The sequence below is a fragment of the Eubacterium segne genome, assembly GCF_014287775.1.
Taxonomy (GTDB): domain Bacteria; phylum Bacillota; class Clostridia; order Lachnospirales; family Lachnospiraceae; genus Eubacterium_G; species Eubacterium_G segne.
In genome coordinates, this window is record NZ_JACOOZ010000004.1 from 88,579 (window position 1) to 101,395 (window position 12,817).

Annotated in this window: 15 protein-coding genes and 1 pseudogene; 1 reads left to right on the forward strand and 15 read right to left on the reverse strand. The window is 33.9% G+C overall.

The genetic code is table 11. The features are described 5' to 3' along the window. Window positions 1-17: 17 nt before the first annotated feature. The 14 genes and pseudogenes from H8S00_RS06740 to H8S00_RS06805 form a co-directional block, all read right to left on the reverse strand. On the reverse strand, window positions 18-974 hold the full coding sequence (locus tag H8S00_RS06740) for a glycosyltransferase family 2 protein (RefSeq protein ID WP_118589462.1): 957 nt from the start codon (window positions 972-974) through the stop codon (window positions 18-20). Continuing rightward, window positions 975-2,096, reverse strand: coding sequence for a glycosyltransferase family 2 protein (locus H8S00_RS06745; RefSeq protein WP_118589463.1), 1,122 nt, complete (start codon window positions 2,094-2,096; stop codon window positions 975-977). A gap of 130 nt (window positions 2,097-2,226) precedes the next feature. Beyond that, window positions 2,227-3,057 (reverse strand): hypothetical protein, encoded by an 831-nt coding sequence (locus H8S00_RS06750; protein ID WP_186840298.1) that lies wholly within the window; start codon window positions 3,055-3,057, stop codon window positions 2,227-2,229. An 84-nt stretch (window positions 3,058-3,141) separates the two neighbouring features. After that, window positions 3,142-4,002: a hypothetical protein gene (locus H8S00_RS06755; protein WP_186840299.1), complete on the reverse strand. Its 861-nt coding sequence runs from the start codon at window positions 4,000-4,002 to the stop codon at window positions 3,142-3,144. A gap of 149 nt (window positions 4,003-4,151) precedes the next feature. Beyond that, a complete protein-coding gene (locus tag H8S00_RS06760) occupies window positions 4,152-4,424 on the reverse strand; it encodes an acylphosphatase (protein ID WP_118589466.1) in 273 nt (90 codons plus the stop codon). A 16-nt stretch (window positions 4,425-4,440) separates the two neighbouring features. Beyond that, window positions 4,441-4,716 (reverse strand): DUF6179 domain-containing protein, encoded by a 276-nt coding sequence (locus tag H8S00_RS06765; RefSeq protein ID WP_301331905.1) that lies wholly within the window; start codon window positions 4,714-4,716, stop codon window positions 4,441-4,443. Next, window positions 4,698-4,943, reverse strand: coding sequence for a DUF6323 family protein (locus tag H8S00_RS06770; RefSeq protein ID WP_186840300.1), 246 nt, complete (start codon window positions 4,941-4,943; stop codon window positions 4,698-4,700). Before H8S00_RS06770 ends, H8S00_RS06765 begins: the two co-directional genes overlap by 19 nt. A gap of 130 nt (window positions 4,944-5,073) precedes the next feature. Continuing rightward, window positions 5,074-5,808: a hypothetical protein gene (locus tag H8S00_RS06775; RefSeq protein ID WP_186840301.1), complete on the reverse strand. Its 735-nt coding sequence runs from the start codon at window positions 5,806-5,808 to the stop codon at window positions 5,074-5,076. 153 nt (window positions 5,809-5,961) lie between these two features. Next, entirely contained in the window at window positions 5,962-6,555 is a 594-nt protein-coding gene (locus H8S00_RS06780) for a hypothetical protein (protein ID WP_186840302.1), read from the reverse strand. Between the two features lie 115 nt (window positions 6,556-6,670). Then, on the reverse strand, window positions 6,671-8,221 hold the full coding sequence (locus tag H8S00_RS06785) for a putative polysaccharide biosynthesis protein (RefSeq protein WP_118589471.1): 1,551 nt from the start codon (window positions 8,219-8,221) through the stop codon (window positions 6,671-6,673). A gap of 154 nt (window positions 8,222-8,375) precedes the next feature. Further along, the gene (locus tag H8S00_RS06790) at window positions 8,376-8,717 is read right to left on the reverse strand and encodes a M15 family metallopeptidase (protein WP_118589472.1); all 342 of its coding nucleotides are present in this window, start codon (window positions 8,715-8,717) and stop codon (window positions 8,376-8,378) included. Window positions 8,718-8,726: 9 nt separating this feature from the next. Further along, a pseudogene (locus H8S00_RS06795) lies at window positions 8,727-8,843 on the reverse strand (sugar O-acetyltransferase); the annotation flags it as partial. Window positions 8,844-9,177: 334 nt separating this feature from the next. Then, window positions 9,178-10,545: an MATE family efflux transporter gene (locus H8S00_RS06800; RefSeq protein WP_118589473.1), complete on the reverse strand. Its 1,368-nt coding sequence runs from the start codon at window positions 10,543-10,545 to the stop codon at window positions 9,178-9,180. Window positions 10,546-11,002: 457 nt separating this feature from the next. Then, window positions 11,003-11,239, reverse strand: coding sequence for an MATE family efflux transporter (locus tag H8S00_RS06805; protein WP_366459563.1), 237 nt, complete (start codon window positions 11,237-11,239; stop codon window positions 11,003-11,005). Between the two features lie 69 nt (window positions 11,240-11,308). Between H8S00_RS06805 and H8S00_RS06810 the strand changes: the two genes are divergently transcribed. Next, window positions 11,309-11,629: an MATE family efflux transporter gene (locus tag H8S00_RS06810; protein ID WP_243053077.1), complete on the forward strand. Its 321-nt coding sequence runs from the start codon at window positions 11,309-11,311 to the stop codon at window positions 11,627-11,629. Between the two features lie 488 nt (window positions 11,630-12,117). On the opposite strand, the gene H8S00_RS06815 is transcribed toward H8S00_RS06810, so the two are convergent. Next, on the reverse strand, window positions 12,118-12,804 hold the full coding sequence (locus tag H8S00_RS06815) for a TMEM165/GDT1 family protein (protein WP_118589475.1): 687 nt from the start codon (window positions 12,802-12,804) through the stop codon (window positions 12,118-12,120). Window positions 12,805-12,817: the final 13 nt, after the last annotated feature.

Consider the following 12,817-nt stretch of genomic DNA (forward strand, 5'->3'; position numbering starts at 1 on the left):
ATTCAGGTATAATTCATTTATTCTGAAATTAATTTCATATATTGATTATATTCTTTTTTGTTATAGAAATATGATTCCTGCTTGCCTGTAATTCCAAACTCCGTAAACCATTCATTTTTTAATTTATTAAGCATATCATCATATACTGTTTTGGAAACTGTATTAAGATTCCACAAACTAAAGTGAAGTGCGTAATTTGTATAATCCTGCTCCACTTCTTTGTATATGCCATGTTCCACAAGTCCCTGTTTCAGTTTTTTAAGAGCCTCATGGAAACACTGCCATGATTTTTCTCTTGTATTAGACAGGGAAACTGCATTGTTTCTCCGCTGATGAACCAAAACTTTGTCCTTTGGTACAACAGTAATTCTGTTGGAAAGCACCGTTGCCATAAACACAAAAAACATATCATTACTGGTTCTCTGCTCCTGAAATTTTAAGGCATATCTGTCCACAAATTCCTTTAGGAACAGCTTGTCCCATGCCCAGCCTACAAAAACCTTAAAAACATTGTCTGTCATTTGTCTGTGCTTAAAAGGTGTGTATGGAGGTATCTTTGCATATCTTAAAGTCCAGTCAGCCTTTTTGTACTCTTGCGTTTCCTCGTAATACTGGTCAGAATTAAATACCACCATATCTGCCTTATCTTCTACAGCCTTATTATATGCCACTTCCAGCATATCTTTTTCAAAAATATCATCTGCATCTAAAAATGAAAGATACTCACCTTTAGCATATGACATTCCTTTATTTCTGGCAGCTCCGGCACCTGCATTTTCCTGTGTAATAACCGTAACATTGTCTAAATTCTCATATTCCTTTAAAGCTTCCAACGTTCCATCAACGGAGCCGTCGTCAACACATATAATCTCTATTTCTTTTAAAGTCTGACTAATAAGAGACTCCATGCATTTTTTTATATATTTTTCTCCATTATATACCGGCAGAATAACCGAAACCTTAATATTATCCATTTATTTACCTCTTTTAATGAGTTCCTTAACGTGGCAAGGCAAATACATTAATGCCTTTCCTACCTTATAAGTAGTAGAATTTTTTATGTCATCTAATTTTCTTCTCATATCCTCATCAGGATTTGCATTTGCCCTGATTTGTGGTTCAATAACAAACTCATGATAGAACTTCTTTGGTGATGCCATAAGAAGCTGTAACTGTTTCCAAAGTTTTTCGTCAAAAACTTCTTCTTTCAGTTCGCCTTTAACCTGCGCCCGCTTAAATTCCTCACTTATTCTTCCAATGTACTCTTCTTTAAACTCATCACTAATTCTTCTAATTGTGGCAAAATAGTTGTGAAGTTTCTTTACGCTGTACATATATTTGAATCTTTCCCATATTTCCTCATCCTTCATAAGAATGTCTCTGATATGGTCATACTCAACATTCATGCAATAAACCTTTTCAGGATTTTTAACTGATGAATTAGGGTTATCTCTCCTGTTTCTATAGTAAGGCGTATCTATAATCATAGCACGCTTTCCGTATACAAAAGTCTGGAACCAGAATCCATTGTCCTGGAAGGACGCTCCCGGAGTTTCATTATGTCTGATACCGTATTTTTCAATAAAGTCTCTTTTATAAATTCCACTCCACGTATTCATAATGTAAAGAAGTGCCTCCGGAGTTTCACTTGGATTAAATAACTTATTATAATCCTCCGGATTCTTTGAAAGGTGATTATACACCAGATACATATTTCCTGTTTCACCCCTCTGGAAACGGTAGAAATCCGCCTTTACAAAGTCAAGGTCACTGTCTTTTGCCACCTTGTATAAATCTTCATACATGGTGATTGCCACGTAATCATCCGGCTCTAATATTCCTATATACTCTCCTGTAGCCATATCAAGACCGATATTCATTCCTATTCCATATCCGCCGTTTTCTTTATCTACTATTTTAATTCTGTCATCTTTTGCTGCATATTCCTGAAGAATTTTTAATGAACCATCTGTAGAACCATCGTTAATACAAATGATTTCTATATCCTTTAATGTCTGTCTTGTAATGCTCTCCATACATTCTACTAAATATGGTTCAACATTATATGTTGGTATTATCACTGATACTTTAGGCATTTAACTATCCTCTTTCTGTTTTTTTCTTTTTGTTGCTCATTCTTACGATTATATCATAGCCCACCATTCCTTACAATAGGCATAAAATCGGGGAATTTCTCTTATGAAATTCCCCTGAGGTTATCATTTATTAGTTATAAATGTCAATCTTGCTATTCTCATCTAACTGTTTTAATACTATTTTGTATCTTTTTCGTATCTTCAGTTTTTTATTCACAAGCTTTCCGGATTTGACTTTCAAAATTATTTTTCCGTTTTTCATAATAAGCATCTTCCCGTATAAGGCACATATTTTTCTTTCACTCCTCATTTCAAATTTTACCTTATAACTTTGATGAACTTTTGTATTGTGATTTGCGACTTTTTTTATGTATTCCAGCCAATACCAATTACCAATACCAATGTCATCATAATCCCTCACCCTAATGAAACACACCCCTTTATCTTCATATAGATAAAAGTTTTTTATTCCTTTTCGCCCCATATATTGATTATTGTTTTTCAGGTATTTATGCATAACCTTATATGCATCAGACCAGTTATCAGCATTAGTCAACCCATAATCTAATGTTTTCTTGGCAAAGTCACTGAATACGGTTTTTCCATCTACTTTTTTTACTGTCCTTACTTTTACCCTGCATAATTTTCTTTTATCAAATTTAAAGGAATATTTATTTTTTTTAATTGTCTTAATCTGTTTGTATTTACCCCTTTTCTTCACGTAAACCTGATATCTGGTATTTTCCTGCCAGTTTTTTATGGTAACTGTAACCTTCTTATTGTTTCTCTTTAAGGTAATAACCGGTTTGACGGGTTCTACATTTTCTACATAAATGTCAGTATTTTCCGGCTGACTTGTGTTCTGGTTGTTTTCTACCGCATTAATTGGCTGCACATTGTCCAACAATGTTGAGATTGCGAGCAATAATACTAGTATTGTCTTTAATATTCTTTTTTTCATAAAACTAATCCTCCTATTCAACTCTCTTGTACCGTAATGCCCTCCCTACATCACCATATGAATTTGCTCTCTCTTGCCAACTAATTAATAGAATAGCTTGCCGTCTTCATCTAACTCCTTCAATACTATTCTATATCTTTTTCGTATCTTCAGCTTTTTATTTACAAGCTTTCCGGATTTGATTTTTAAAATTATTTTTCCGTTTTTCATAATAAGCATCTTCCCGTATAATGCAGGTACTTCATAATCACATCTCATCTCGAATTTTACATTATAACTTTTACGAACCTTCGTGTTATGATTTACTGTTTTTCTTATGCACATTAGCCGATACAAATTACCATTACCCACACCAGGTTCATCGTAATCCCTTACCCTAATAAAGCATACCCCTTTATCTTCAAGTAAATAAAAACATCTTATTCCTTTTCGCCCCATATATTGATTATTGTTTTTCAGGTATTTATGCATAACCTTATATGCATCAGACCAATTATCAGCATTAGTCAACCCATAATCTAATGTTTTCTTGGCAAAGTCACTAAATATGGTTTTGCCATTTACTTTTTTCGCTGCCCTTACTTTTACCCTGCATAATTTTCTTTTATCAAATTTAAAGGAATATTTATTTTTTTTAATTGTCTTAATCTGTTTGTATTTACCCCTTTTTTTCACGTAAACCTGATATCCGGTATTTTCCTGCCAGTTTTTTATAGTAACCGTAACCTTCTTATTTTTTCTCTTTAAGGTAATAACCGGCTTGACGGGTTCTACATTTTCTGCATAAGTGTCAGTGTTTTCCAGCTGACTCGTAGCTAAATTACTTTCCTCTGCATACACCACTTTTGTACTTCCTATTGATTCTGCAACACTTAATGATAAAGCTACAATCAACACTAATGATACTGCCCTTTTCATACAATTCCCCTTAATAAATTTTTTCATAAAAATACCTCCGTTCTTAATTATCATCCTCTTATAATTAACAACGTATGAAACCCCATTTCGGAACAATATTTTTTGTTGTTTTTTTGTAAATAATCTATTAAATCTGTTTTTATGCTTTATTTTTGATAGTAATTATGCTTTTCCTCTTATTTTTCATAAAAGTCTCTTTCATCAACTACAGGCAATCTTTTCACTTTCATATCCTCTATGAGAATAAATCGCTGATTTTGCAAAAAAATTATTAACTGGTCTATCTCGCTCTCTTTCCCCTGTACTTCCATTTCAACTGTTCCATCATAAAGATTTCTAACCCATCCCGTAAGACCTAAAGCTCTTGCCTTATATACTGAATAATATCTAAAACCTACTCCCTGAACTCTTCCATAAAAAATTATATGTTTTCTAACCATCTTATCCATCCTTTACCTATCGCTTTTATAAAACCACTACTTTTTCAAGACAATTATGCTCTGCTCCGTTCTTCAAATCGGCAACAAAATCGTTTATGTCTCCCTTTAAGTATTCCTCTAATTTTTTGTTGCCATCCCACTTTTTAATTATAATCTCCTGAATATATTTATTAAAGTATTTAGTTAAATCTTCTCTTGAAAACTTAATTATGCCACTATTCAGTTTAGCATAATCTTCCTTTTTCGCCTTATTCATAAGATTTTTACCAATAAATATACATGCTAATGTATGTCGTAGCATAATATTACATATATTATAAAATTATTTTGGTCAATGTAATTAGAATCACAAAAGCAAAGGATGATTTTTGGAAGTATACTTTCTCCCAATTCCACCCTTTGCTCTTCCTTCAAAGTTTCATTTTTCGATTTTGCCAGTACCCGGGCATCCTCCATTGAAAGGGTAAGTCCAAATTTTTCCGTATATTCGTTTACCCTAAGAATATTTTCCACCTGATACTTTTCCATTAACATTACAAGCTATTTTTTGCTCTCCATAAACACCTCACAATATATATTAGTTTGGTGATTATACCGCCATTTTCAGGCAAGTAACAGTCTTGAAAATTATAGATTTTTGTGATAATGAAAAGACATATTACTGTTCATGATAGCCTTTTTCATCATAAACAATGTTTTTCCCCTCCATGTCCGTGTATGAATATGTACGATTATTCCAATCCATGGTAAAAAATTTATCAAGAATTTTCTTATCCTTATTATGAAAACCTGAAACCGTTATCTTCTTATTGGTTTTGTCAATAGTTACATATTCTTCTGACATTCTGCTGTAGAACTTAACAGCATCGTCAAAGGATACATTGTCAAACATAAATCCCACCAGTGAATCTTTATCGTTATCATATAATTCTGATATCTCTTTACTTAAATTCACACTTGCAGGCGTAGGTATGTAAATATCATTTCTCACTGCACCGTTTGTGACACTACAACAACAATCTGCGCAATAAACATTGTCTTTTTCTGATTTATAAATTACATAATAATTGTTATCATTGTAAAACAACTTTGCTTCATTCTTATAATTATCTGTGTAATAATCGTAATTTCCTACAAAATCTTTGGAATTTTCTTTTTCAAAATCATCCAGACTTTTGGTTGAATAAAATCTTGTCCAACATTCACCATAGTTTGTTTTGATTCGTTTTTCATCATTTGTCTGACAAATTGCATATCTGTTATCTTTTCCATTCCAGTTGCTAACATACACATTTGCTTTTCCTTCACTATTAAGCCTGATTATTACCCCGGCTATTACAGCTACCAATACTACCAATATGCATATTATCGTTATTTTCTTATTTACTTTCATCTTTCCTCCCTCGAATTTTTCATTTTTGCCTTTCTGTTATTTGTTTTTGTATAAAAACACTTTTATTTATTATTTGTATGATACCTTAATATGCACATATTGTCAATTTTAATATGAGAATCGAATTTACCCGGTTCATTTTCCATATACCTATCAATTAACTACAAATTCGGCAGCAATCTTGCTTTCATGGGAAGTAGAAGAATCATTACTTATAACATTTCTGTCCCACAAATAAACTTCCTTTGGTTCACTAACATCAGTTCCTTCTATGTTATAGGAATAATAGATAAACATCTTGTTCTTATGTTTTATAAATCCGCCATCTTCACCTATGGTACCGGTTCCCATATCCGGACTGACAAAAAACTCAAACCGTCCATATCCATCCTGTTCTTCGCAAAAGGTTTGCTGATTTTTCGGAGATTCGTTTGTAAAAACCTTTCTCATATCTGTGTCTTTTGAAGTCAATTCAAATTTGAAATAACCCTTATGATTTTTTGTATCTAAGGCAGATTCTAATAATTTTATTTTGTATCCGTCTATTGAGCTAACATTATCTAAATATGTATGAGTTGCAAGATTTTGGGATTTTATATTAAAAAATTCGTCTAAGGTCTTTTCCCTATTAACAATATTATCTTCTACCACGCCGACTACCGTGTCATCAGTAATTATATAAAAAATAATATTTGCTGCAAAAATAACGATTAGCAATGTAAATATAATAATCAATGCTTTCTTCATGGATTTTATTCCTTTCAAACTGATAAGTATTTTCTAACTTATATGATTATAGCATTTATTCGGCTTTACATTAGTTAATCGTTACTTAATTATTTTAATTTGTTGATTAATTTAATTAACTTAGCTCTCCCTGTTTTAAAAACTTAATGGTAAATCCCCCATACACCACAATTCCAATTACAACTTCTGCTACCAGTAAAAACAGACTTCTTATATTCGTATTTCTTACCAATACTTTAAATATTATAATAGCAATTCCCATTATGAAAGTTCCTACCAAAGGCTTTAAAATGGCATTTTCCCAGTGGATTTGTGGCGATATTTTTTTCTTAATAAATACTGCATTTAAAATCAATATAAGCAGTGGAAAAATAATATCTCCAATAAGTAATCCGTAGGCTCTCAAATCCGTATATTTAATCATAAATACAACCAACACGATATGTACACCCAAGGATATTCCACTGTTCATTACAGGTACCTTAAAATAATTACATCCCTGAAGTATTGACGTTGAAATAGTTGAGAATGAATATAAAACTGCCGATATACTACCATACAATAACAGATTTGCAGCCAAATTATGTAAACTTCTCAGATTTGGAAAAAGCACTCTCATTATTTCATCAGAACATAATGTAAGACCTGCTGCTGCCGGCAATACTACCATGCCTGTCATTTTAATAAGTTGAGCTATATTATGATTAATTTTCAACTTATTTTTCGTGGAAAATGCCGTAGTCAGTTTAGGAATAACGGAAACACCAAATGCTGTAGCCATTCCAATTGGCAAATTTATCATTTGGGTATATTGCGTATTAAAAACACCCTGCAAATCAGTGATATACGTTTCCTTAAAACCCTTTAAGCTCATAATATCAGCGAAAAGATAATCATCCACCGTATATCCTATCTGGTAAATTGTCTGACTTAATATTATTGGAATCATAAGGGATAATAATGACGCAAATATTTCTTTTACCTCAGTATAGGATATGGACATTCTGATTTTGTTTCCGGAATTATTTTTATAATAAATTATCATTACGCAAACAAGTGCCGCCATTGCCCCTGCACATGTTCCCATGGTTCCACCCATTGCTCTCAATGCAGCTTCATTATTGCTCCCAATAATCAAAACTGTAATTTGTCCGGCAGCAATGATGCTTACTACTGCATTAATTATCTGCTCAATAATCTGTGACAGTGCAGTTGGTACCATATTCCCATATCCTTGGAAGTAACCTCTAAAGCATCCCAAAACTGAAACGATAAACGTAGTAGGTGCCAAAACCTTCAATGGCATTTCCAATCCTGTTTTGTTATACACTCCTGCCAGCCCATCCGCTCCAAAATATAATCCCATTGCAGCCAATGCTCCAACGATAACTGAAACCAGCATTGCCACCCTGAAAACTTTAATTGAATCTTCTTTACTTCCTACTGCTGCCTTTTCAGATACCAGTTTTGAAACGGAAATCGGCATACTGTAGGAAGACAGTGTTAGAACAATTCCATAGATTCCAAATGCCACAGAATATATACCATTTCCCGTATTCCCCAATATATTTGCCATAGGTATTCTGTAAACAAATCCTATTATTTTTGTAGTAAGCCCGGCAGATGCCAATATACCTGCCTGAATTGCTAATGATTTTTCTTTCATATTAAGTATTTCCTTAAAATTCGTATTTCCTGTAAAATTGCCTGTGCTAATAAATCATTTTAACACATATCGTATAATTTTAATATATTCCATTCTATATACAACAAGGAAGCATCCGTCACCAATGCTTCCCTGTTACCTCTGTCAATTTTCACTACTTCAAATAAGCTGATTTCATATAACCGACAGTTCCCCTGTATCTGACTTTTGCATATTTCCCTTTTACAAACATTACTTCCACCTTTTTGCCATTTGGCACTTTCCTAATGGCTCTTGTCTTGGTTCGATTCCATATTCGTAATTCCTTTCCATTGCTAACTTTAACTGTCCATGATTTTCTAAAAGTATCATAATCCCTATATTTCTTTTTTAAATACAGCGGAGTGTCTCCCCATTCTCCCAAATAAAAATGTGGAATATCCACCGGGCTGGTCCAATCACCTCCCCAGGATAATCCCACACTTTTAGTTTTCGCAATTTTTGGGATTTTTTTAATTTTATTTTTCTAAAATGCCAAATCCTTTGCCTGAATTTTATCTTCTTCACATACTCTGCGAATTACCCTGCAAGGATTTCCGGCAGCCACTACCATTGATGGAACATCCTTCGTCACAACACTTCCTTTGATTACTTCCTTACCTCATAAAAAAGCCCAAACATAATAGCATTACCCATGAAATAATTGCCATAAAAATACCTATTAAGCACAAGGTAATCAAAAGCCACGGTGCTATTTTTTGTCTATTATATATACTTGATACAATAATGATTATTCCTATAATAATCATTATTACAAATAAAATCATATAACCTTCCATTGTTTTCTCATCCCTTTATCCCAATCCATAATTTATCTCCTAAATTATATTGTATTTTAGGAGATAAATCAATATTTAGGATATAAAATCCCTATTTATATAGTATTTCTTCTTTAAACCAGTGTATTCTTACAAATCTTAACTTAAACTTTCCACTTCCCTCTTTTCTATCCTTTTCAAAAATGCATATCCCACCAGACAGGCTATAATCTCTGTTATTGGAAACGCCCACCAAATCAGCGAAACTCCCATATGACCATTTCTTACGGCAACAGAAAAAATTCCTGCCAAAGGTAATATAATAACCATTTGTCTAAGCAGAGAAATTACAAGGGATGCTATACCGCCCTCTAATGCCTGATAAATTCCCTGATATGCTATGTTGATTCCGGCAAAAATAAAGCTAATTGAAATAATCCTCATTGCACTGATAAAATACTCCCTTGACTGTCCTGCATTAAACAATGTTGCAAACGCCCCCGGAAATATTTCCGTAATAAGTATTCCTAAAATCATCAAGATTCCCGTATATATAAGACCGTATTTTATCCCTGCCTTGATTCGCTTTTTATTTCCCATTCCATAGGCAAAAGCTATAATCGGCGTAATTGCATCTCGTAGTCCGAATGCAAGGAACAACACGAACTGCTGCACTTTATAGAACAGACCATACGCAGTCTGTGCCGAAGGACTGAACTTCAAAATCAGATTCATCACATAAACCATAATAGACATAAGTGCCTGCGCAATAATTGCCGGAAGTCCGATTGCGTATATTTCCTTTATAATTCTTCTCTCCGGTTTCATATACTTTACACCATGTTCAAACTCTTTATTTAGTTTTATATGGAAAGTAAATAACAAAGCTGTTGACGCTATCTGTCCGATTATAGTTGCATATGCAGCTCCCTCTACCCCCATTTTAGGAACAGGTCCTATACCATATATCATAATGGGATCTAAGATAATATTTACCACGGCACCTACAATCTGACCAATGGTAGAATAGAGAGAACGTCCTGTTGCCTGTAGCAGTTTTTCAAACAATGAAAAGAATATAATGCCAAAAGAAAACACGCAACATATTCTCAAATAACCTGTTCCCATGGATATAACTTCCTTATCAACTGTCTGGGATAAAATGTATGTCCTTACCCCAACTACTCCAAATAATAAACACACCACATAGATGATTACCCCTAAAAACAAACTGTTGCCTGCAACCTTTGCGGCTTTTTTGTTGTTACCCTGTCCCAAGGTTCTAGCGAGCAGTGCATTGGTTCCCACACCTGTTCCAATTCCAATTGCCACCATTAACATCTGAACCGGAAATACCAGTGTAAGTGCATTTAATGCTGCTTCACTTCCCTCTTTCATATTTCCAACAAAGGCACTATCCACAATATTATAGACTGCCTGCAATGCCATAGACAAAATCATTGGTATTCCCATTTCAACCATAAGCTTATTTACCGGCATTTCTTTCATTTTATTACCTGTAGCCATCTTAATTTAACCCTCCTTTTTCCATAAAAAAAGTGTGTGCCTTTTTCATAAGCTGGACTTACGCTGATAGGCTACACACTTTTTAATTACACTATATATATTTTAAAACAAAAAAAGAGTAGCAAAAACTGGATTTACGCTAGTCTGCTACTCGTTCAATACGATATTATATTTCTGATTTTAAAAAAAGTCAAACAAATTTCTAAGAGGCACTTGCTTTCTATTACCATTTTTTGTGTATTTGCTATTTGTCTTTTATATTCTAAATTTCTTGTTTCTCTCATAACAACCCTTCTTTGTCTTGTCATATTATATTCTTTTAAAAGCAAAAATCAAACGTATTTTTTTACGTTTGATTTTCGTTTGCTTTTTAGACATATTTTTTGTTTTTCGTTTGTTTTACGTTTGGATTCCAGGTGCATTTTTTTCATAAATACAATAATTCCCACAGCTAATCCTACACCATTCCCGTAAACATGGACTTTCTTGCTCTGTGGTGCTTTCCGGCACCTACATTTTGAGATACAAATGATGCCATGGGCTGCATAAGGGCACTTGGAACCAACATTGCAAAATTGACTATCTTGCAAGCCACCCCATATCCTGACGAAGCCTCCAATCCCAGTTTATTCACAAAGGCGCACAGTGCCAAAAATGACATCTGGGTTAAAAATTCCTGAAGTGCCAATGGCAATCTTACTTTAATAAATCTTCTGCATTGCCTATTTAATCTGAAATCATGCCTGCTATGGCAGCTATGCTAATGGTACTTGTATATAATCTCGTCGATACCTTTTTTATTGGTCAGACACATAACGCTTTACTGGTTGCCACAGTATCTCTTGCGACACCGGTATATCTGATTTTTATGTCCATCGGAACTTTGTTTGGAATAGGCGGGACTTCTGTAATTTCCAGGGCATTAGGAGAAGGCAAGAAAGAAAAAGCAAGAAAATACTGTGCGTTTTGTTTTTGTGGATGTGTATTTGTAGGTATTCTGTTGGCAGCATCAATTCCACCACCAACCATGCCTTTTAAGGAAGTCTTTTCAAGACAGTCTCCCCAGCCTTGCAGACCATTGTAGGCTTTTTCAAATGCACTTTTATCATTCTCACTATAATCTTTTAAGAAGAAATCTGGTCTTGAGATCAAAGATATAAAGCAATTTTTTTATATGGGTATCTGAAGGCAGCTCCAGCTATGAAAAAAGGAAAGAAATATTTGAAGCCAGAAAATCAGCTGTTGAAACTGAAATCCAGGAACTTCAAAAGACTCTCTCCCTCTTAAACTTCAAGTGCCGGTATTACGAAACTGCACAGAAAGATGGTAACGAAGATACTATAAATGCCCTGTTGCCTGATAAACTTCCTGAAAACATTCAAAAACTATTTAACAAAGGACATGAATGATTTTTGTTATCTTCATCAAACTGAATTTTACTTTGTAACTATAACCTTCCCTTCATCCTTAAGTCCACTTCCGTTTCTAAATATAACTTCAAATCTTTCTTTGCTATGTTTACTCTTCTTTTCTCAAGTGTTAAATTCCGATTTGTATATCACGTATATTTCCTTACCTGTTTTTCTTCTCTCTTCTTGCGAAAAGACAGGCACATAAAGCAACGAAAGCAATTGTTATAGCTATAAGTATTGGTAGCACAGGTATAGGGAAGACGCTTGCTCCTATCAGCTTAAGTCCCTGATAAAGTGTGTATACACCAAATACAGAAAATATTACAAATGCCAATGTATTAAGCAATCCATCCGGAGTTTTACTCTTTAATAAATAGCCTACTAACATTCCAAGAATATCCGCCGCAAAAAGCCCCAGAGAGCATCCAATCCATACAATAAATGCTACACTCATACCTTCATTAGCGCCAAATGTTATGGCTGTAAGCTGTGTCTTATCTCCAAGCTCAGCTACAAAGAATGTGAAAAAAACTGCCAGTGGTGCAAACTTAATCTTTGATTTGCCCCCCTCTTCCTCTTCATCGTCATCATCCCCTGTGACAGTTGATGTGGCAAAATAAAGAAATGCCAGTGCCGCAATGGTTTTAATCAACCAGTCAGGAATAAATTCACTGACAAGTCCACCTGCAAGAACAGCAAGTCCGTTAAGTACAAGAATTGCTGTGGCAGTTCCTAATATAATATCTCTTAATTTATATTTAGAAGTAAGTGCAATAAGCATAAGCTGTGTCTTATCTCCCATTTCCGCTATGAATTCAGTAAAAAATACCTTTACAAACAACAACATTTGTCTGATATCT